The sequence below is a fragment of the Lysinibacillus sp. GbtcB16 genome (assembly GCF_019091145.1).
In the GTDB taxonomy this organism is placed as follows: domain Bacteria; phylum Bacillota; class Bacilli; order Bacillales_A; family Planococcaceae; genus Lysinibacillus; species Lysinibacillus fusiformis.
Map to the genome: position 1 here is coordinate 1 of NZ_JAGXJV010000292.1, position 279 is coordinate 279.

At 38.4% G+C, this 279-nt stretch carries 1 protein-coding gene; it reads right to left on the bottom strand.

Translation table 11 applies throughout. From position 1 onward, the window contains the following. The coding region (locus KVT27_RS24300; protein WP_305799938.1) for a uroporphyrinogen decarboxylase family protein at window positions 1–279 on the bottom strand (279 nt) is incomplete at both ends.

Genomic DNA, 279 nt, shown 5'->3' on the forward strand with positions numbered 1-279 from the left:
TGGTTTAATAAATACGCGATAATCTGCTACATTTACTGTTCCAACCCAAGAATCGAAAATTTGAACTGCTTTTGCTCCTGCGTTTATTTGCGCTTTTAAATATGTAATAGCCATATCTGCTAGTTTATCCATTAAAGCGAACCAAGCTTTTGGCTCTGCATACATGAACGCTTTCGTATTATGGTAGTTACGAGATGGACCGCCTTCAATCATATAGCTCGCTAATGTAAATGGAGCTCCTGAAAAACCGATTAACGGTACGTCTAACATTTCTGTCGT